Genomic DNA, 21,070 nt, shown 5'->3' with positions numbered 1-21,070 from the left:
ACTTTGCATCAACAACAAGCGAAATCCCCTATCAGTATTTCCGAGATTTCGAGATTACTTGCAATTATCTTAAATTTTTTGCACCAGCTTCTGTTAATAAGTACATGTGATTCTAATTGTTGACAGTAATAAGATATAGGACTTATAATTCAATCTGAGACTTATTGGTCAAAAAATGACTGATTAGTATATTTTCTTAGGGAGGATGTGAAAAGGTGAGGAAACGTTGGCCTTTAATTATCACTGCGGTTAGTTTGGCTTTTGCATCTACAGCTTGTTCTGCCAAGGAAACAAGCAGTGTTCAGGAAGAAAAAAACGACATTAAAACTGTGCAAGTGGCAACTGTAAAAAATGAATCGCTAGATGCTATTTCTAACCTTTCGGGAACGCTCCAGCCTTATGACGAAACGATCGTTTCGTTTGAAGTGGGAGGCCAAATTCTCGATACGAATGTTAAAATAGGCGATTCAGTCCAGAAAGGAATGGTTCTAGCCAAATTAGATCCAACTGAATATCAACTCCAAGTAGAACAAGCCAATAAAGCCGTTCTGGAAGCTCAAGCAGCCATCAAATCTGCGGAGGCGGCCATCGGATCTGCCGATGCTGGTGTCCAATCTGCCGATGCTGGCATCCAATCTGCGGAGGCAAATATAAAGGCAGCCAATTCGCGCATACATAGTGTACAAGCGAGTTTAGATAAATTGAACAAAGGAGCGCGTGAACAAGAAAAGGCACAGGCTAGACTTGCAGTTGAAAGAGCGAAAGAAAACTATAAAAAAATCAGCGCAGATGCCCAGCGTATAAAAGCCCTCTATGAAGAAGGACTTGTATCAAAACAAGAATATGAAGCAATACAGCTTCAACTGTCCAATGCCCAAAAAGACGTAATGAATGCCGAACAGTCATTGTCGCTTCTCTTAGAAGGGGCAACCCAAGAAGAGCGCAAACAAGTAGCTGCGTCGCTGGAAGAAGCGCGGGCTGGAAAAGAGCAGGCTGAAGCCGCAAAAGGGCAAGCGGTTGCTTCAAAAGATCGGGCGCTCGCTTCAAAAAATGAAGCGGCAGCCGCTAAAGAGCGGGCAGTTGCTGCTTATGAACAGGCTCTTGTCGCGAAAGAAATAACAGAGTTTACCCTTTCTAAAACAGTATTGAAATCTCCGATTTCGGGTGTTGTATTGGAGAAATTTGTTTCTGACGGTCAAATGGTCAATGCTGGTTCATCCATTTATCGATTGGGCCGTACTGATCAACTGAAAGTTCTTCTTCCTGTTCCTGATAAAGAAATTAAAGAATGGAAAGTCGGACAGGAAGTCAAGCTTACCTTATATGACCAAGTGAAAAAAGGGAAAGTGAGCAAAATTTATCCACGAACAAACGCCAACACAGGAACAATCAGTGTGGAAGTAGTCGTTCCAAACGACAAATTCGATTGGTTCCCGGGTCAAGTAGTAAAAGCGAGCCGGATTAGTTCTGACAACAATGGCATCCTCGTTCCTGTTGAAGCAGTCATTAGTAACGGAGATAAGCCTTACGTATTTAAAGTAGTAAAAGGCAAAGCGGTTAAAACGTTTGTAGAAACAGGACAATTAATTGACAACAAGCTTCATATTGTAAGCGGCTTGAAAGAAGGGGATAAAGTAGTTGTTCGAGGAGCGGAGTTATTATTTAATGGTGACTCAGTGAAGGCAACGGAGGAAAAAAGAAATGATTGAATATATCGTCAAAAAACGCAAAATCACTCTTCTGTTTTTTACCTTGATCGTTATAGTGGGAGTTCTTAGTTTTTTTCAGCTGCCCAAGCAGGAAATGCCTGATGTTATTATAAGACAAGCGATTGTCACAACTACTTATCCCGGAGCAACTCCGCAAAAAGTAGAGCAGACGGTGACGAAAAAAATTGAACAAAAAATCAAAGAGTTGCAAGGAATTAAAGAAATTTCTTCCACGTCGGGAAACGGGATATCAACGATCGTTGTTGTTGCTGATGATAATGTAGATCCAAAAGAAAAATGGGATGAACTTCGCAAAAAAGTGCAAGATGCCGAAGCGGAACTTCCAGAAGGTGCTAATCAGCCGAATGTAAATGATAATTTAACAAAAGCATTCATTCAATCTTCTGTTGTGTATGCCGATTCTCGAGAAGACCTTTATAAACTAAGCGATTTAATGAAATCGTGGAAAGATCAGTTGCGAACAGTACCCCGTGTAGCAGATGTAACAATTAAAGGCATTCCGGAGCAGGAAGTCCGCGTTGATATTGATATGCAAAAAATGCAGCAATATCATATTTCATGGCTCCAGCTTATGCAGGCGATTCAAGCGGAAAATGAAAGAGTTCCTATTGGTGATTTAGATTATAATGAACGCAAATATCAACTCGTTATTAAAGAAGCGCAAAATGTAGAGGAACTTAATAAGATTATTATCTCAAGAACAGAAGAAGGATTTCCGATTTATTTAGAGGATGTTGGAACAGCAACGCTCACACACGCCAAGCCAGATTACTTAGCTTATTACAACGGAAAACCGGCTATTACCATTAGCGTGAGCGCAGAAACGGGCAGCGATGTTCCAAGCGTGCATAAAAATGTCAATAAAATGCTGAACAAATTGGAAAAATCTCTTCCAAAAGAGGTTCATCTTAAAACGATATATGCACAAAAAGATCGCGTCGACGAAATGTTCCATGATTTATCTGTTGAAACACTTACTGCCATCGCTGCTGTAATTTTAGTTTGTACATTAGGGCTAAATTTGATTACTGCATCTGCTGTAGCATTGGCGATTCCAATCTCGATGGCGGCAGGATTACTTTTACTTCCTTCTTTAGGAATTACGTTAAACCAAATAACAGTAGTTGGCTTGATTATCGTACTGGGGCTTCTAGTCGATGATGCCGTTGTAGTAAATGATAACATTGAACGCAGGTTAACATCCCTAGGAGAAAGCCCTTCGGTTGCAGCGATCAACGGAACAAAAGAAGTAGCGATTTCCATTATCACCGCTACTTTGGCTACGATTGCAGCCTTTGCACCATTAATATTTTTAAAAGGAAATATGGGATTATTTATTAAGCCCATTCCAACGGTAATCACATTCTCGATGCTCGCTTCAATGGTGATGTCGCTTACAATTATCCCGATTTTTCGTGAATGGCATGAAACAAAAAGACGCCGTGATCAAAGAAAAGATAAACCGGCAGGATTACTTGGAAAGCAACTACATGCCTTAACCCATATTTATTCAAGAAAAATTATTCCAAAAGTTTTACAGCGCCCTCTCTTCGTTGGAGTATTAGGGCTGCTCATCGGAACATTGGCCTATGGATTGATCCCGTTTACTCCTGTTCAACTATTTCCAGGCGACGATAAGCCGCAATTTACGATTAAAGTTGAAATGCCAGTAGGTACATCATTGCAAGAAACAGATCGACAGGTGAGAGAAATCGCCAATTGGGTCCAAAAACAACCGGGAGTCAAAAAAGTAACTGCAGCTGCCGGTGGTGCTGCGCCTCAAGCATTCAGTAGCATGGGAAATTTATCAGGCGATGGACCGGAAGTTGGACAACTGTCAGTCGTTGGTGAAGAAGGAAAGATGGATATAGAAAAAACGCCCGAAGAGTGGGCGAAAAAATTCAAAGAATTGTATCCAGGAATTACAGTAGCGCCGGATTTGCCTCAAGCCGGGCCGCCTGTTGGCAAGCCTGTTTCAATAAGAATTACCGGGGACGATTTAGAAAAACTGCGTTCGCTGTCCGAGCAGGTAAAAGAATTGGTTGCTGATGTGAAAGGAACATACGATATTCAAGATAATCTAGGGATTGAGCAATATGCTTTAGAGTTTCAAGTCAATAAACAGGCGATGGATCAAAACTTGGTCAATTATACCGATTTATCGCGTACGCTTCGCTTGATTAGCGAAGGGGTGACTGTCAGTCAATTTGACACAGGTAAAGATCTGATTGATATTAAGCTCTATCTAAAAAATGAAAATGAAGATCCGGCTGTCTTGTTCCAACAGCTAAGTGTTACTAACGCAAAAGGAGAACAAATTCCGTTAACACAGCTTGCCCAAATCAAACCATCTTTTTCATTGAAACAAATTACTCACTATAATTTAGTGCGGACCGTAACCGTAGAAGCGAATGTGAGAGGACGCACCGCAACAGAAGTGATGACGGAAATTAAAGAAAAACTAAACAAGATGAATTTTCCAGATGGATATACATGGGAAACAGGAGGAGAAACTTCAGATCAGGCGGAAGTTTTTGCCGATTTAGGCAGACTATCCATTGTAGTAATCTTTTTAATTTTAATCTTAATCACAATGCAATTTTACTCCTTGTCCATTCCTTTAATCATTATGACAACAGTTTACCTTGCAGCTTCTGGAGCGCTTATTGGACTGTTCATCACGAGAACGCCGCTTGGATTTATGACGGTAATGGGAATTATCTCGCTGGCCGGAATTGTTGTCCGAAACGGGATTGTATTAATTGAGTTTATTGAAGAAGCGCGGCGTGAAGGAATGGAATTAAAAGAAGCGGTTATTAAAGCAACTGAGGCGCGTTTCCGCCCTATTTTATTGACATCGTTGACGGCTATTGTCGGCCTTTTACCGATTGCAATCAGAGGGGACGTTCTCTTTAAACCGATGGCCATGACCATTATTTCCGGTTTAGTCTTTTCGACAATACTGACACTTTTCGTCGTTCCATCTTTATATACAGTATTAGCAACATACAAAAACAAGCGCCAGCAAAAAAAGATGGAGCGTCAATTAAACCAAGAAAACGGGCTTTCTATTTAAATAGAATCATCATGTCCTAAAGGCTTGAAAAACTGGCCTTTAGGACATCTTTGTCATATACAGCTTACACTATTACCAAGAGAAAGCTTTTAACGTGGAGGGGTTTTGTGGAAGAAAAAAAAATCGAAATCATTCACGCGGCCATCCGCCTATTCTCGGAAAAAGGTTACAATTCTACGTCTGTTGAGGAGATTGCAAAAGAAAGCGGGATAGCAAAAGGGTCTTTTTATAAACATTTCCATTCTAAAGAAGACTTGTTGCTGCAAATTTTTTCGTTAATTAGGGAACATATAAAAAAGGGATTAACGCAAATTTATAATAAAAATTATGTATCCGATCGAGAGAAACTCATTGATTTTATCTATTTAACGATTGAAAGTATTATTTCAAATCGTATTCATCTTTTAACAACTATTTGCGATTTTCCGTTAAGTAAAAGCAACGAAATAACAAAAGAGATAGAGCACTTAGAGTTGAAAATCATGACATGGTATAAGGGGTTTTTTTTAGATTTTTATGGGGAAAAACTAGAAGATTATGTAGGAGATCTTGTTTTATTTTTTAAGGGGATTATTTTTCAATATGTTCAACTGTTCCGTTATATCGAGTCCGTGATTGATTCTAAAAAGCTAGCTGTGTTCATTGCCTCCGTTCTAGATAGCGTAGTTCAAGGATTGCTAGAGAGAAGACCCGAGCCGGTTTTCAATATGGAAGCTTTAGGTTGGGGCATGCAGGATGATCCCGAAAATCCCCGACTAAAAGGTCAAAAGATAAAGCTTTTATTAAGACAAATGGAACACACTGTAAAAAATCTAAAGATGGACTCAGCAGATCAAAAAGAGTATTTGAAGACAATTTCTTTGCTTAAAGAGGAAAGTGCATGCACAAAACCAAAAGTTTTCTTATTAAAAGCTTTGATCCATTATCTGCAAAGGATACCAGAACTTCAGGCTGATTGTAGCGCCCTTAAGACTCTGTTGGATGTAGAGTAAGAAAAATAGATCAACGATAGAAGAGGAGAAAGGAATAGAAAAAACATTCAAAAATTGCTGAGATCATCAAAAAGAAGTGTAATTAAGAATCAAATTAGATGATGCGAACCAGACAGGAATGGGCGGTTTCAGACTACCGATAAGCTGAAAGGGGCTGTCTCAAAAGGCCAAGGGTCAGACCATTATGAGACAGCCTCTTTTTTCACATTGTTACTCAGGTTTATTTGTTGTGTCATTAGGATCTGGCTTATAGTCAGATTTGTAATCTTTATATGTTACTTCTGTGACCATTCCGGCTGAAGCATGGTGCAAGTCATGGCAATGGAACATCCAATTTCCCGGATTATCAGCTTTAAATGCGACTACATATTCTTCACCCGGTTTTAAATTCAACGTATCCTTAATCAATGGAGAGCCTGTAATTGGCTTACCATTTTTACTTAATACTTGGAAGAAGTGTCCGTGTAAATGCATAGGATGTAAATCTGTCGGTGAATGGTTCACCAATTTTACTTTTACTAAATCTCCTGTCTTCACATTGACAGGTGCTGTTTCAGGATACGTTTTCCCATTAATCGTGAAGACCATGCCATCTTTGCCCATCGCGGTTCCTAAATCCATTGTATACTCTACATCATATTTTTGATCTAATGTAAATTCACCCAACTCTTGCTTTCCGTAGCTTGTCATATCAACTACAGGTAAATTTTCTGTTGCATTCGCTTTATCAGTGCTGCCTTTTTCGCCTTCGTATTGAAGTTTCACTTTCATGTCATCGGTACCTTTCATATCACCGTGGCATTCTAATAACCATTCACCCGGATTATTCGCTGTAAATTCAATATCATAACGTTCACCCGGAGCAATGTTTAAAAGTTCATCTTTGATCGGCTGCGGATCTTTTAACGGTTGCCCGTCTGTTGCGACAATTTTAAAATCATGACCGTGTAAGTGTAGTTTGTGCGACATATATCCAGCGTTGACAAGACGAAGGCGTACTTTTTCGCCTTTCTTCACTTTTAAAGGTTCGATAGCGGAACCGCTTTTCCCGTTAATCGTAAAAATATCATACATACTCATATCGTGGCTCATGCTGTTCATCGAGCCATGCCCCATCTGACTATGATCCATGCCGCTCATATCCATGTTGCTTTCATCAGGATTACTTACCCATTCATCTAATACAAGTGTATAATCCCGATCGACTTTTTCCTCATTCCTAGGCTCTACGATGAATGTGCCATACAACCCTTTATCTATTTGTTTTGCGCTTTCTTGATGGGAATGATACCAATATGTTCCCGGTACAGTTGCAGTAAATTCATACGTAAAGGTTTCACCCGGTTTAATTGCGTTCATCGTAACGCCCGGAACCCCATCTTGACTATTTGGAACAGGGTAGCCATGCCAGTGAATCGTAACTGGTTCTGGTAATTCATTTTTCAAATGGATTTTCACCGTATCTCCTTGTTTCACCCGGATTTGCGCTCCTGGAACCGATCCATTGTACGTGTAGACTGGAAGTTTTACTTTATCATTAATTTGTAATAGCGCTTCCTTTGCGGTAAGGTGAATCTCTTTGCCCGTTAACACTTCCATATTTGTCTCTGAAGGCAGTTGTTTGCTGACTTCAGACGTTTTATTTTTCATGTTTGACATATCGTGACCTTGCATCGAATCGTTTGAGCATGCCGCACCAATAGCAACAACTCCCGCCAAAACGGTTCCAAACAATAATTTCTTCATTCTAGCTCCCTCCGTAAACATGTCATTTGAATCATTGCTAATATCATCATAAAAAATAAATTTGCAAAATTTATGGAGAAAAGAGTTAAATAAGTAATTTTCCATAAAGTCATTTAGGGAAAATAAAATTATTCGATGTTAATGGGAGATATGAAATAAAAAAGAAAAGCCGCTATATAACCGGTTTATTGCGGTCATAGGTAATAGCTTGTTTGTCCATTGGCATCCAGCGTTAATATTCAGAATTTACATAGTGGGTAAATAGAGTCAAAAGCAATAAAGAAAAAGCGATATTGGATCCTATTGCTAGTTTATATAACTCTCATTAGTTGGCTTTCACAAAAGAAATAGAAACTAAAAAATATAATTCCTAACATGACAGATGCAACTCTGTTTTTATATTATCGACTAAATGTGTAGAAACAATGGAGACGATTCTTATCATATAATCACTGTGACATCTCAAAAGAATCCATAATTTCTCCACATTTTATTGTTTTAATATGTTTGTGGAACCGAGAATATCATTGAGTGAAAAGCTGATGATAAATAAGCAGATAATGAATCAAATTTGAATGAATAAAAAATAGGAAATGCGGTCTGTTGAGAGGATAAAATATTAAGTGTTTATAAAGGGTGTATTATATAATAATAGAGGAAATTTAGGCAATTTTCTCTAATTTTTTTACGTTTTTTGTGTTAATATGTTTCTATTATGAGAATATTGCAACCGATTTAATTGTTAAAAGTTCATTACAGGTAAAAATATAGTTTGTTACATTCATTTTAATATAATATTCTGCTAGCAAAATCGTTGATACAATCTATAATTCACTTAATAAAGTGAGGGAACAATATAATGTGCGGTTTTATTGGGTGCATTCATGATCATCCGAGAACCATTGATGGAAAATGGAAAGAAACGTTTCATGAAATGAATGATATCATTATTCATCGAGGTCCTGACGATGAGGGTTATTTTTTTGATGAATACGTAAATTTTGGGTTTCGTCGTCTGAGCATTATTGATCTTGAGGCGGGACATCAGCCATTGTCTTATGAAAATGAACGGTATTGGATCATATTTAATGGAGAAATCTACAACTATGTGGAATTGCGGGAAGAATTGCTTGCAAAGGGATATAAATTTGCTACTCATTCCGATACGGAAGTGATTATTGCTCTTTATAGTGCTGAAAAAGAAAAAGCGGTAGAGAAACTCCGCGGTATGTTTGCTTTCGTCATCTGGGACAAACAAGAGAGGGAGATTTTTGCTGCGCGTGATCCGTTTGGCATTAAACCGTTTTTCTACATGGAACAAGAAGGTCGTACGTTTTTCGCTTCCGAGAAGAAAAGTATTTTGCTCGCTCTTGAGAATGATTTATTAGACTATGATTCACTGCAGCATTATTTAACATTCCAATATGTACCTGAACCGATGACGATGTCGGTTGGTATTCAAAAATTGGAGCCGGGTCACTATATGAAGAAAAAAATCGGTGAAAAATTAACGATTCATCGCTACTGGAAAGCCCAATTTCAACCTGTCATCAAATCAGAAGATGAACTTGTCAAAGAAATTCGCAACGTGCTGTTCGATTCCGTGCAAGTGCATATGCGCAGCGATGTGCCGGTCGGTTCGTTTTTATCAGGCGGAATCGATTCATCGTTCATTGCGGCAATTGCCAAACAATTTAATCCGCGTATCAAGACATTTTCTGTCGGTTTTGCACGGGAAGGCTTCAGTGAAATTGATGTGGCAAAAGAAACAGCAGAAAAGCTGGACGTTGAGAATATTAGCTATGTCATTTCACCAGAGGAATATATGGAGGAATTGCCGAAAATTATGTGGCATATGGATGATCCACTTGCCGATCCGGCTGCAGTGCCGCTTTATTTTGTTGCCCGGGAAGCAAGAAAGCATGTAAAGGTCGTTCTTTCCGGTGAGGGAGCAGACGAGTTATTTGGCGGTTACAACATTTATCGTGAGCCGCAGTCATTGGAACTCTTTGAACGAATGCCAAGTGCGGCTAAATCAGCCTTGAGAGTGATTGCAGGGTTACTCCCGGAAAGAATAAAAGGAAAAAGTTTTATTGAGCGCGGTACCACACCTATGGAAGAACGATATATCGGCAATGCAAAAATGTATAGCGAAGAAGAGAAACAAGAGCTGTTAAAAGGATATAAGAGGGGACTGGAATATACAAATATTACAGCTCCTTTTTATAGAGAAACAACCCATTATCCTCCTGTTAACCGAATGCAGTATATTGATATTCATACATGGCTGCGCGGTGATATTTTATTAAAAGCGGACAAAATGACAATGGCCCACTCATTAGAGTTGCGGGTTCCATTTTTAGATAAAGCGGTATTTGAAGTAGCGGCAAAAATTCCTCCAGAGATGAAGACGGCAAATCACACGACGAAATACATTTTGCGCAAAGCAGCGGAGGGTATTGTGCCAGACCATGTTTTAAACCGCAAAAAACTAGGATTTCCAGTGCCAATCCGTCATTGGTTGAAAAACGAAATGTATGACTGGGCGAAAAACATGATAAAAGAAAGTGCAACCGATCATTTATTTAATAAAGATCTATTGTACCGTTTACTAGACGAGCATTGCAGTGATAAAACAGATCACAGCCGAAAAATTTGGACCGTCCTTGTCTTTATGATTTGGCACCAAGTATATGTAGAAAAGAAATATGATTTTACAAATATATATAAAAAAAGACAAACCGCTGCTATCAATCAATGATAAGTAAACCTCTCATAGTAAGAGGGTGTCCCCATTTCTACTTTTGGAACACCCTCTTACTATTACCAGAAGAAAAATGGTAAAAAGGCCAGAGTGGCAATTGCTCCAAAAGCAATACCTAATCCGAAGCCCAATCCGAAGCCGCCCCATCCCCATCCATATCCGCCATAATAACCTAAACCAAATCCACCTAAGTTTCTATTTCTACCTAGTGGTCGAAGATATACCTTTGTAGGAGTTACACGTGTAATCAATCCTCGATGGATTCCTCCGTCAATTGTTTTTATGGCTACTGCTCTCCCGATATTTTTGCAACATAAACCGTAATAATAAGCAGACATTAGAAATGATACACCTCCAAGTATGTTCTTACTTAATAATTTATTCGTTTGGTTTTACGTGTGTAAGGGTTTGTACCTACCTAGAACAAAAAATAAGCAAAGACATGAAAGTTTCAATGATAGCGAATGGAAAAGTATTACTAGTTAGAAACTTTTTATTTCTTCAACAAAAGATGTACTTGATTTTTTTACAGAAGTGTGCTAAATCGCTCACATCTAAATGGTAATAAAAGTAAAATAAATAATAGATGGTAACACACATTTTACAAAATCAATTGTTTATCAAGTTCATTTTGTGGTGAAGACTCAACTTTTTAGGAATGTGCATAAAAAATCCTCTTGGTATGATTTCAGGGGTGTCAATTGGAAAGTTGCCCTTAATTTGATATCAATGGGGACTACACATGAGCTCTACCCAAAATAAAAAGACCATACTTCTTTGCCACCACCATTTATGCTAACAAACAGGTTAGGAAGAAGGAAAAGGTGTAATATATGATGTAATATATCTTAAGGGTAAAATGATTGGTTAAATTAAGCTGCCTAACTGGATTTTCAAAAGAACAAAATCTACTTTTTTCCCTACTTAACTTCATACAACTGTAAAATTGTATCGGTTGCTACAGACTTTGTTACAAACAGAGAGTTTGTACCAAAAGAATAACGGACTATTGCCTATTCTACAGGCAGACTCACAGAAGATTTTTATCCAGATTTATGCCCAAACCCGAAAGTTGAGAGATTGTTACCATTTCTACATGAAGGAGATGTTTAAAATGAATAAGACTTTCCATGTATTTGTGTATGGCACACTGCGACAGCACGAACCAAATCACTACTTATTGAAAAAAGCAAAATGCCTTGCGCGGCAATGTTGGACTTATGGAGTGCTTTATGACACGGGTTTTCGTTATCCTGCTATGGTCAGCGGTACAAAGCAGAGAGTGTACGGTGAGCTCTATGAAGTAAACGAAGATCAGCTAAAACGTCTTGATTGGTTAGAAGGATATGAAGGTGAAGGGATGGCGAATGAATATGACCGAATCATACAAACCGTTTACACGGACAGCGGAACTGTTCAAGCGTATATGTATGTTTATTCCCCTGAGAAAGTAACAACCTTGACTGAAATTAAGTCTGGCGATTGGAAATGTCACAAGCTTTCTAAAGAATAGAATTTATATTTTACTAATAAATAGTGGATATAGATTATATCAATTTGTGTAAAGAACATCTCGGAAAGTAAGATCATAAATGTAAAATTTCAGCAAATGTTTTCTTTTGGTTTAATTAACAGGCAGAGGGAGGAAATAGATTCAAAGAATAGAATTGTTATTTATGTGCGGGTTCTATCAATATTAAAGATGGATTGCGAGAATCCTTGGATGGAAGAATCGAAAAAGCGGGCTTTACAATCTGTACTAAAAATAAAGGTGGCAATGGTGAATTGTTTGGTTATTCTTGTCAAGAGGACGGACAAAAGGCTAAAAAAATTGGGAGCGTTTATCCAATGCAGTGAATAATTTCGGCGTTTTTTACCATTAGCAAATGCTCCAAAAGAAATTTTAACCTCACTCTTAGTTATACGTTCAATTATTAGTGAGCGGTTTTGCTTTTTTACACGAATAATTCGAAGCACAAAATTATCGTAGCAGCCAAGTTTGATATCGATGATTGGTGGCCAAAAAAGCTGAAGGTTCATTTTATCGGGAGGGAAATTTGATGAAACAACATCCTCTCATCATGATCAGCCTCATTTTTCTTCTAACCGGCTGTTTAAAACAAGAAGAAAACAGCCCTCAAAATGAACAACAAACAAACAACAACGACAATATGGAAATCGTGGCCCAAGATTTAAGTGTGCCATGGGCGATCGACTGGGACGGGGTATCTTTTTATATTTCAGAGCGGACCGGCTCCATTGTGAAAATTACAGGCAATGAAAAGATTAGACAGAATCTGCATTTAGAAAAGAAGCTTTCGACGGCATCTGAAGCTGGTGTATTAGGTTTTGCGCTTCATCCCGAGAAAAAGAATTACGCCTTTCTTTACTATACATATGAGGATGAGAGCGGGCAATTTAATCGTGTTGCCGAAATACGGGAAGAAAATAATGAATGGTTTGAGGAAAAGGTTTTGCTAGACCAAATTCCAAGCGGAAACTTTCATCACGGCGGAAGAATAAAAATCGGACCGGACAAAAAGTTGTACATCACGACTGGAGATGCTACAGATGCGATGATTGCCCAAGACGAGACATCTCTTGGCGGAAAAATTTTACGAATGAATCTCGACGGCACCATACCGGACGATAATCCTGATCCCAGCTCCTTTGTCTATAGCTATGGACACCGCAACCCACAAGGTTTGGCATGGGATGAAACGGGTCAGCTTTATAGCTCTGAGCATGGTTCAAGTGCCCATGATGAAATCAATTTGATTAAACCGAAAGGAAACTATGGCTGGCCGCTTATTCAAGGAAATGAAACGAAAGACGGGATGATCGCACCATTGTTCCATTCGGGGAATCATACTTGGGCGCCATCTGGAATGACCTATCATAATGGGATTTTGTATGCTGCACAGCTGCGGGGGGAAGGTGTTTTAGCGTTCGACTTAAAAAATAAAACATATCAACAAATTGTTTCAAACGTAGGGCGCGTACGGGATGTATTCATATTGGAAGACCATTTGTTTTTTGTTACAAATAACACGGATGGAAGAGGGACGCCAACCGAACATGATGACAAATTCATCAAAATTCCCATTCCGAAAGCTTTTTGACGCAAAGAAATATCAATGAACCTTATTTTTCCGAATCGGGATTCTATACTGATTGAAACCAACGAGAATAGCTGTCAGGGTACAAATATGTGGATATGGTCAAATAGCTTGTAGACAAACAGAAGCAGTCTCACGCTGAGACTGCTTCTGTTTGGAAAAGCTCTTCATGCTTCGTTTGAAGCATCTGTTTTAATTCGGCCGGGGAAGGCGATTTGTTTTCAAATGTATATACACCAAGGCAGACGAGGGAATATTCATTGCCAGGATCAAAGACAACAGTAACAACCTCTTCTGTTCCGCAGTCAATTTGTTGAAACATATGTGCGCCACATAGATCGATATCCAGCATGTTGTATTTTTTACGAATGACGTAATACCCTTCCTTTAACTCTTTGGCAAACAAATTCTCTGTACCAACTAACTCATGAACGATCATCGTTACACGCTCCTTGGAATATGAAATCTCTTCTAATCGCACTATACACTATACTACAAAATTAAAACAAATATAACGTGTGGAAGTGAATGTTCGAAAAATTGTCATGAAATCATGAAGATTTGACAAGATGGGATAAAAGTTTGTAAACAAAATGATGTATTGTAACATTAATGTAAAAAATGTTAATTTTTATCCTTTTCTTAAACTTTGTCAATCGAACTCCGCAAGAAGTAGTGACAGCTTGGATGAATAGCGCAGGCCATCGGGCGAATATTTTGAACAAAAACTACACTCATATCGGAGTAGGTTTTGAAGAAAACGGGTACATCTGGACACAACAATTTATAAGAAAATAAAGATTAACGTTTCTGCACCACACCACTAAGGTAGGCATTAGTGGTGTGGTTTTTATTTTTATCCATGTGCTTTTGGACATGTTTAAGATAGATTGCGTGTTATTTTAAAAGGCTCCCATGTTGCTCTATCCGGTGGGCAAAGGTGTGAAATTAAAAATGTAGGTGGCGACCAAACGATTTTTGGAAGGAAAATAATTGAGGTACTTTAAGTCCAGGGAGGGCTTTAGAAGGGCTTAACATGAAGCGGAAAAAAGCAAACAGGCGGCACTTCATGAATGTAAGAGTGACACCTGTTTGACTAGTGGTTTTATTCGTCAACTTACCGCGGGCAAGCCGATTGGGAAAACGGCTTTTATGCTTTTAGCTGTCCTTTTTTTCCAACGCTTGTTTTAGCAGCTCCCCTAAACTTGTGCCGAATGAATCGTTTTCTGGGCTGTATTTTTGCAGTAAAGCCCGGTCTTTGCGGTTAATCGCCGCGGTTTTCTTTTCCTCCGCTTTTTCAACAACATTGCAGCTGCGGCATTGGAAATAGACCCCTGCTTTTCCTTCATGAATTTCCATCCGCTTTTTGCATTGCGGGCAACGCCGCTTAGAAAGCTTTGGATCTTTATGCTTGCGAAAGCGGCATTCCATGTTTGAACAGACCAACATCCTTCCTTCTTTTGTCGCCCGTTCTTTTAGAAACGAGCCGCATTCCGGGCACGTCGAGCCAGTCAGATTGTGGGCAAGGTAAGTCCGATCGCTTTGTTTAATTTCAGACACAAGATGTTCAGTCTGCTTGCGAATGTTTTGTAAAAAAGCTTTCGGATCTCCTTTTCCGCGTGCGATCGCTTCAAGCTCTTTTTCCCATTGTGCTGTCAGTTCAGGCGATTTTAATTCTTCATTGACAAGTTCAATCAACTGTTTTCCTTTTTTTGTTGGATAGAATCTACCGTTTTTCCGCTCGACCGCTTCTGTCTCAACGAGCCGTTCAATAATGTCCGCTCTTGTTGCCGGTGTGCCGAGTCCGTACTTTTCCATTTGCGACAGAATGTCCGCTTCTGAATAGCGGAGCGGGGGTTCTGTCAGCGCCTCTTTCAGTTCGAGTTCATGAAGCGTAAACGTTTGCCCCTTCATTAAAGAAGAAAGCTGTTTTTTGCCGCGTCCGTCGTCATTTTTTCCAAGAACTTTTCTAAATCCCGCATTGACAACAACTATTTCGCGGGCAGTAAGCGTTTCTTCGCCTATACGAAAAACAGCATGGACGGTTTCATATTCATAGACAGGGTAAAACAACGCCAAAAAACGGCGGGCGATTAAATCATACAGCTTCCGTTCATCTTCGGAAAGTTTGTTCATATGCAGAGGTTCTTCTGTCGGAATAATCGCATGGTGATCGGTCACTTTTTCATTATTGAACACCTGTCTTGCGTTCACTTTCCCTCTATCCGACAAGAGCGGCCCGATCTCGTCTTTGTAACTCGATGCCATTGCCTTCAGCCTGTCAAACATGGTTGATTCCATGTCCGACGTTAAATAGCGGGAGTCTGTGCGCGGATATGTGACAAGCTTATGGTGTTCATAAAGCCTTTGCAAAACGGTTAACGTTTTTTTGGCAGAAAAACCGAATCGTTTGTTGGCATCCTGCTGCAGCTCGGTTAAGTCATAAGGAAGAGGCTGCTGCTCCTTTTTCTTCTTACGCTCAATTGAGAGGATGGCTGCTTGCTTGTTTTTTAGTTTTTCGTAAATATGTTTTGCGGTTTCTTTTGAAAAGATCCGTTTTTCTCCATTTTGTTCCCAAGATGCGGAAAGGGAGCCAATGTTGGCATGGATCGTCCAGTATGGTTTTGGAACAAATTTCTGAATTTCCTTTTCCCGGTCGATGATCATGGCAAGAGTAGGGGTTTGGACACGCCCTGCTGAAAGAGGATCGTTGTATTTGGTTGTCAAGGCTCTTGTAACATTTAATCCGATCAGCCAATCGGCTTCAGCGCGACAAATGGCCGATTGATATAAATGGTCAAATCGTTTTCCCGGCTTTAAATCTTTGAATCCATCGCGAATCGCTTTGTCTGTCTGTGAAGAAATCCATAAGCGCAAGATCGGTTTTTTCCAGTTAAGCTTTTTTAAAATCCATCGGGCAACGAGCTCACCTTCACGGCCGGCATCTGTTGCGATGATGCAATCTTTAATGTCCGTTCGTTTGGCCACATTTGCAATCGCCCTAAATTGGTGGCTCGTCTTCCTGATGATGTTTAAGCCCATTTGCTGGGGGATAATCGGCAAGTCTTCCAGCCGCCATGTTTTATATTTTGGATCGTAATCCTCCGGCATTTTTAATTCGATTAAATGGCCGAGCGCCCAAGTTACGATATACTTGCTTCCTTCAAAGTAATGCTTGTGCGGTTGTTTGCAGCCAAGCACCCGGGCAATCTCACGGGCGACGCTCGGTTTTTCTGCCAGAACAAGAGATTTCATGATATTCTCCTTTCTATCAATCAACAGGCTACTGATTAAGTATAACGGAAAAAAAGAAGGTTTGCATTAGGGGAAGCATTTCAGTGTTTAAATATATAGCATTTTGCTATATCAATGTAGGCAGGTTTGTAGAGTCTAGGTGATAAAATGAAAAGCGGAGAAGAGAGAGGGAAAATAGGATTAAGTACAATGAATTTTAATACGCATCAACTTTATGCTGTTTGTTTTCTCCTGTGCAGGATGATTGTAAGTTGAACGTATCTTAAAACATGCAAATATGGCTAAATGAGCCGCTCCTGTTCGCATACATCAATCAGTTCTCTTCGTCTCTCTTCGGACATCAAGATTCCCGTTGGATTATGGAAGGACGGAATCGTATAGAGAAGTGAAGCATTCTGTCTCTTTTTTTGTTTTGTAATCATTTTTGTTTGAACACCGTTTTCATCCAAAGGAAGCCCGAATAATCGCATTCCGGCAGACTGAAACACATGCAGAGAATACAGATATGACGGTTTTTCAAGAAAAATTGTAGATCCCCGCTGTAATAGACTTATTGAAATCAATTGCAACGCCTGCAAAGCTCCTGACACAATCAAAATGGTGGATGAAGAAGCTTCGATTCCGATGGTTTTTAAATACTTGCTGAGCTGTTCCCTGAGAAAAAGCAATCCTTTCGGTTCTTCGTAGCCAAGCGAATCAATAAGGTTCGCCAACCGGTGAAATATTTGCTTCATCCTCTCACGTGGAAATAAATGAGGCGAAAGCTCTCCCGTCCCCAATCGGATCACATTTGGAGCAAATTCCGCTTTATTGATTTCCTGTATTGTAGGCAAGTTGGGCTGATGGATACCCGATTGCACATAGGAGTTCCAGTCAGGGGGCGGGGTAGAGATCATCAAGGATACTATGCGTCTTGAGAAGTTCATTTCACTTTAATTTTGATGAATGGAAAGAAGTATATGTTGAGAAAGGGGTAACTGACGACAACAATCCTTATATGTACTATTTTCATGTTTATGAAAGAAAAGCCTGAATAACTGCTGTTTTTGAATCAAATCAGCTTAGGTGTTTTCTCCAAGAAAAAATACAGAGTATTGCAGTATATCTATATCAAAATATTGTGTATAAACATACATATAAGTGATATAACTATCAAAGGATTGACATGGATCCTCTGTAGCCATGATTCTCCAGCCAAGCCCCAGCTGGCAAAACCTCAAAAGGTTATCATGGCTACCTCTCCATGTATAGCTCCGTTGCCTATCACTGCATAAGCTCTGCACTTTTATTTTGCAAAAAACAACTACTGAAAAAGGATTCAATAAGACAATTTTAAAATCCACCGCTTTAGTCGTGAACGTGACCAGTTTTTTATTACATGATTCATATTACTTTGGATATAAGAGATATGTCATACAAGTAATTAGATTTGTGGGTTTTTCATTTTATTCATATACTGATCTGCTATGTTCGTTAGCCAGATTTCGGGAAATCTTTTTGTATTTAATAGATCCAATGTTTTTGAAAGAGACTTTAGGGGGGCATTCGTTAAAATGCCTAAAGAATATGCATATTGAAATTCATCCTAAAGTTTCTCCACATCTACGCGACCAGAAAAGAAAGTTGCTCCACCGCCCATATCAGCAACTCGATCTGGGGTAAGTGAGTTTATCAAGCGTTTCGCGCCTGGGGAATCGGCCCAGAGCCCTTGCGTGACAACGACACCTGGAAGTACATTTTCTCCCACAGAAACTTTCAAAATACATTCTCCGCGATTGTTCCACACTCGAACTTTCTCTCCATCCTTAATATCTTTCGATAAAGCATCTTTAACATTCATATGCAAGCAAGGTTCTTTTTCAAGAGAGACATGTTTTTCATTATTTGAAAAGGTTGTGTTTAAAAAGTTATGGTTGGGACCAGGCACAAACAAAAACGGAAAGTCTCCATCGTTAACAAGCGGTGTATAGGTTGGCAAAGGAGGGTAGCCGTCTTGTTCCATCTTCTTTGAATATAGTTCAATTTTTCCGCTAGGAGTTAGCAGTTTTCCTGGAAACAATGGTTTTACATTTGCTTTTATATAGTACTTTTCAACCAATGTTTCATAATCGATTCCTTTCAGGTAAGGATTGTTTGGGTTATTTAGGGCTTGCGAAATCATTTCTTCTTCTGTCTCATATAAACACGGATCCTCGAAGCCCATTTTTTTCGCAAGCAATTGGAACACTTCGACATTTGATTTGGACTCTCCATATCGTTCAATAACCGGCTGCTGAATTTGAACGTAATGGTGCCAGTATGATGTATAAAGATCCGTATTTTCGAATGAAGATGTTGCAGGAAGTACAATATCTGCGTATTTTGCTGTTTCTGTTAAAAATAAGTCATGAACGATGACAAAGAGATCTTCCCTTGCCAAACCTTTTCTTACTTTATTGCTATCCGGTGCAACAACTGCAGGGTTTGTACTGTACACGAATATTGATTTGATCGGCGGGTCTAATTCCAATAATGCCTGGCCGAGCAGATTCATGTTTATGACCCGTGTATGTTTATTTTGCAATAAATCCGGGCGTTGCAAGCTCATTGTATTAAGGGCCAAATAACCGCTATTTGACTTGATGGCTCCGCCGCCTTTTACAAGCCATTGTCCGGTCAGGGCAGGAAGGCAAGCAATGGTCCGGATACACATGCCCCCATTGTCGTGATGCTGAAGACCGTTGCCGATTCGAATAAAGGAAGGCGTGGTTTGTCCATACAATCTGGCAAGTTTATAAATGTCTTCAACTGGAATACCTGTAATTCCGGAAACAGTGATGGGATCGTACTGGACAACATGCTCACGCAGCTCTTCATGTCCGACTGTATATTTTTTTAAGAAATCATCGTCTACCATGTTTTCGGCAAATAAAATATGCATCATGCCCAAAGCGAGAGCAGCATCGGTACCCGGCAAGATTGGAATGAACCAATCGGCGAATTGGCCGGTTTGATTTTTATGAACATCAATACAAATGATCTTTGCACCATTTTTCCGGGTTTTTTGGGCAAGGACAATTTGATGCATGTTTGTGCTAACAGCATTGATTCCCCAGAAGATGATTAATTTTGAATGAATCGTATTTTCCGGGTCTATTCCAAAGCCTCCTCCCATTGTATATTTAAGCCCTTCTGAGCCGGCTGACGAACAAATCGTCCGATCGAGCAGGGAGGCACCCAACCGATGAAAAAAACGACGGTCCATTCCTTCGGCGCTGAGTCTTCCCATGTTGCCATAAAAGCTATACGGAAGAATGCTTTCAGGTCCCTCTGTTTCGATCAGCTCTTTCCATTTGGCAGCAATGGTCTCAATCGCTTCGTCCCAACTTATCCGTTCAAATTTTCCTTCACCTTTAGCTCCCATACGTTTCATTGGATATTTCAAGCGCTTTGGATCGTAAATTCGTTCAGTCATATTCCGTACTTTATTGCATATATTTCCTTTTGTCACAGGATGATTCGGATCTCCTTGTATTTTCACAATTTTTCCATCTTGCTTATGTACCAGTAACCCACATTGATCGGGGCAATCCAGAGAACAAACGGATGGAAATATACCTGTTGGCTGGTACACAAATGAGTACATATTTTTCTCCTTTCATTATCAGGTAATCCTTATTTATTCATTTAGATGGTTAATATGATAAAATAATTTGAAAAGTAAGGCAATAATGATATATAGACTTTTCTTATCGCAATAGTGAGACTAAGGATGAGCAATTTGGAAAACTAAAAAATAAGCTGTACAACGAATGGATTAATGGGTGCGATGCGTATAAAGCATCGCTTCTTTCATTCAACTAATGGAACAGGTTAGCTGAATAAAACAGAAAGAAACCCGTGATACAACTGAATGAACACAGATTTCTTTGAAAAATAATTCGATGGATTTTTAAGAGAAGATATATAGCACCCTTCATTTTGGTAAGGACGAAATGAAGACGATTGCTCCAACAATGATGAGTGGGATCAATACTTTTAATATTCCTTTCATTGATGGATCGATGTGTTCATGGTCATTTTAGATTTGTCTTCATCCTATAACCTTCTTTTTCCTCCTCCATTTTTTTCATTGAGAAATATTAGACACTGTGCAAATCTATTCCTGCTGAGCAAAAACATAAGTATTTATAAGGAAATAGATATTTGATTTTTTTACCAATAAAAACAAAAATTTTAATAATAACCGAAAATATGATAGGGTATGTCAAAATGAAGGGTGAGGCTTATCATTAATCGCTTAGATGAAGCAGAGGAAATCTCTAGATGATGAACCAATAGTTACGGATAGGCAGGACTAAGAGATCGTTACATTTTTTGATAAAATCGAAAACTATTTTCTAATAGAT

The 21,070-nt window shown here is 39.3% G+C and carries 11 protein-coding genes and 3 pseudogenes; 8 read left to right on the top strand and 6 right to left on the bottom strand.

Annotated features, from left to right (window positions below):
• Window positions 1–215: 215 nt before the first annotated feature.
• The 3 genes from B0I26_RS13415 to B0I26_RS13405 all read left to right on the top strand — a co-directional run bounded on the left by B0I26_RS13415 (window position 216) and on the right by B0I26_RS13405 (window position 5,798).
• Window positions 216–1,709 (top strand): efflux RND transporter periplasmic adaptor subunit, encoded by a 1,494-nt coding sequence (locus B0I26_RS13415; RefSeq protein ID WP_111645933.1) that lies wholly within the window; start codon window positions 216–218, stop codon window positions 1,707–1,709.
• A complete protein-coding gene (locus B0I26_RS13410; protein ID WP_111645932.1) occupies window positions 1,702–4,806 on the top strand; it encodes an efflux RND transporter permease subunit in 3,105 nt (1,034 codons plus the stop codon). The genes B0I26_RS13415 and B0I26_RS13410 overlap by 8 nt, the downstream gene beginning before the upstream one ends.
• A 107-nt stretch (window positions 4,807–4,913) precedes the next feature.
• A complete protein-coding gene (locus tag B0I26_RS13405) occupies window positions 4,914–5,798 on the top strand; it encodes a TetR/AcrR family transcriptional regulator (protein WP_181502905.1) in 885 nt (294 codons plus the stop codon).
• A 210-nt stretch (window positions 5,799–6,008) separates the two neighbouring features.
• Here B0I26_RS13405 and B0I26_RS13400 read toward each other — a convergent pair whose 3' ends face one another.
• Window positions 6,009–7,544, bottom strand: a complete 1,536-nt coding sequence (locus tag B0I26_RS13400) for a multicopper oxidase family protein (protein WP_111645930.1) — start codon at window positions 7,542–7,544, stop codon at window positions 6,009–6,011.
• An 859-nt stretch (window positions 7,545–8,403) separates the two neighbouring features.
• Here B0I26_RS13400 and asnB point away from each other — a divergent pair.
• Window positions 8,404–10,305, top strand: a complete 1,902-nt coding sequence (asnB, locus tag B0I26_RS13395) for an asparagine synthase (glutamine-hydrolyzing) (protein WP_111645929.1) — start codon at window positions 8,404–8,406, stop codon at window positions 10,303–10,305.
• Window positions 10,306–10,367: 62 nt separating this feature from the next.
• Here the strand turns inward: asnB and B0I26_RS13390 are convergent, their stop codons facing one another.
• Entirely contained in the window at window positions 10,368–10,646 is a 279-nt protein-coding gene (locus tag B0I26_RS13390) for a hypothetical protein (protein ID WP_111645928.1), read from the bottom strand.
• Window positions 10,647–11,422: 776 nt separating this feature from the next.
• Here B0I26_RS13390 and B0I26_RS13385 point away from each other — a divergent pair.
• Complete coding sequence (locus B0I26_RS13385; protein WP_181502903.1) at window positions 11,423–11,821, top strand: gamma-glutamylcyclotransferase family protein; 399 nt, start codon at window positions 11,423–11,425, stop codon at window positions 11,819–11,821.
• 547 nt (window positions 11,822–12,368) lie between these two features.
• Window positions 12,369–13,430, top strand: coding sequence for a PQQ-dependent sugar dehydrogenase (locus B0I26_RS13375; protein ID WP_111645925.1), 1,062 nt, complete (start codon window positions 12,369–12,371; stop codon window positions 13,428–13,430).
• Between the two features lie 130 nt (window positions 13,431–13,560).
• Here the strand turns inward: B0I26_RS13375 and B0I26_RS13370 are convergent, their stop codons facing one another.
• Entirely contained in the window at window positions 13,561–13,866 is a 306-nt protein-coding gene (locus tag B0I26_RS13370; RefSeq protein ID WP_111645924.1) for a hypothetical protein, read from the bottom strand.
• A 218-nt stretch (window positions 13,867–14,084) separates the two neighbouring features.
• Between B0I26_RS13370 and B0I26_RS13365 the strand changes: the two are divergent.
• Window positions 14,085–14,225: pseudogene (locus tag B0I26_RS13365) on the top strand (CAP domain-containing protein); the annotation flags it as partial.
• A 360-nt stretch (window positions 14,226–14,585) separates the two neighbouring features.
• Here the strand turns inward: B0I26_RS13365 and B0I26_RS13360 are convergent.
• A complete protein-coding gene (locus tag B0I26_RS13360; RefSeq protein ID WP_111645923.1) occupies window positions 14,586–16,682 on the bottom strand; it encodes a DNA topoisomerase III in 2,097 nt (698 codons plus the stop codon).
• Between the two features lie 287 nt (window positions 16,683–16,969).
• Window positions 16,970–17,584: pseudogene (locus B0I26_RS13355) on the bottom strand (aminotransferase class I/II-fold pyridoxal phosphate-dependent enzyme); the annotation flags it as partial.
• A gap of 32 nt (window positions 17,585–17,616) precedes the next feature.
• Between B0I26_RS13355 and B0I26_RS19040 the strand changes: the two are divergent.
• Window positions 17,617–17,715 (top strand): annotated as a pseudogene (locus B0I26_RS19040) (dihydrofolate reductase); the annotation flags it as partial.
• A gap of 552 nt (window positions 17,716–18,267) precedes the next feature.
• Here B0I26_RS19040 and B0I26_RS13345 read toward each other — a convergent pair.
• Window positions 18,268–20,307 (bottom strand): molybdopterin oxidoreductase family protein, encoded by a 2,040-nt coding sequence (locus tag B0I26_RS13345; RefSeq protein WP_111645922.1) that lies wholly within the window; start codon window positions 20,305–20,307, stop codon window positions 18,268–18,270.
• Between the last annotated feature and the right edge of the window lie 763 nt (window positions 20,308–21,070).

Origin of the sequence: Paranoxybacillus vitaminiphilus, from assembly GCF_003259935.1 — a bacterium.
Taxonomy (GTDB): Bacteria; Bacillota; Bacilli; order Bacillales; family Anoxybacillaceae; genus Paranoxybacillus; species Paranoxybacillus vitaminiphilus.
The sequence above is the reverse complement of the archived record's forward strand: the minus strand, read 5'-3'. Positions and strand labels throughout refer to the sequence as shown.

Coding starts and splice junctions, on each gene's coding strand:
- asnB (WP_111645929.1), top strand. CDS start 8,404: ATGTGCGGTTTTATTGGGTGCATTCATGATCATCCGAGAACCATTGAT.
- B0I26_RS13400 (WP_111645930.1), bottom strand. CDS start 7,544: ATGAAGAAATTATTGTTTGGAACCGTTTTGGCGGGAGTTGTTGCTATT.
- B0I26_RS13360 (WP_111645923.1), bottom strand. CDS start 16,682: ATGAAATCTCTTGTTCTGGCAGAAAAACCGAGCGTCGCCCGTGAGATT.
- B0I26_RS13410 (WP_111645932.1), top strand. CDS start 1,702: ATGATTGAATATATCGTCAAAAAACGCAAAATCACTCTTCTGTTTTTT.
- B0I26_RS13390 (WP_111645928.1), bottom strand. CDS start 10,646: ATGTCTGCTTATTATTACGGTTTATGTTGCAAAAATATCGGGAGAGCA.
- B0I26_RS13370 (WP_111645924.1), bottom strand. CDS start 13,866: ATGATCGTTCATGAGTTAGTTGGTACAGAGAATTTGTTTGCCAAAGAG.
- B0I26_RS13345 (WP_111645922.1), bottom strand. CDS start 20,307: ATGTACTCATTTGTGTACCAGCCAACAGGTATATTTCCATCCGTTTGT.
- B0I26_RS13385 (WP_181502903.1), top strand. CDS start 11,423: ATGAATAAGACTTTCCATGTATTTGTGTATGGCACACTGCGACAGCAC.
- B0I26_RS13375 (WP_111645925.1), top strand. CDS start 12,369: ATGAAACAACATCCTCTCATCATGATCAGCCTCATTTTTCTTCTAACC.